This is a genomic window from Bradyrhizobium sp. TM233, from assembly GCF_036247965.1.
In the GTDB taxonomy this organism is placed as follows: Bacteria; Pseudomonadota; Alphaproteobacteria; order Rhizobiales; family Xanthobacteraceae; genus Bradyrhizobium; species Bradyrhizobium ottawaense.
Genome location: NZ_BTIG01000290.1, coordinates 1 through 284, shown reverse-complemented (window position 1 = coordinate 284; position 284 = coordinate 1). Strand labels below are relative to the sequence as shown.

Genomic DNA, 284 nt, shown 5'->3' with positions numbered 1-284 from the left:
GGTGCAAGTTGATCTCCTTCGAGCTTGCAATGACGAAACAACAGCATGCGAGTTGGAGCACAAAGTTTGGGCTGCGGTGGCTGATGAAACTGCTTCAGCAGTAAGATATGGCTTAAAGGTACATGCTTTAATCATGCTCATGTCCCAAGATGCCATCTTCATGAAAAATAATTGCAAACAGTTCATTGCTGCTGGCATTTTTTTTAAGGTGAAGCTGGGAGGATTCTTGCTACAGCTTTGGCTTTTGATGATTGAGTTTTGCTTGAGTTAGTACTGAAAACATA

At 41.9% G+C, this 284-nt stretch carries 1 protein-coding gene; it reads left to right on the top strand.

The features are described 5' to 3' along the window. On the top strand, positions 1-271 hold a 271-nt coding region (locus AABA86_RS34360), incomplete at its 5' end, for a hypothetical protein (protein ID WP_338309906.1). Positions 272-284 lie beyond the last annotated feature (13 nt).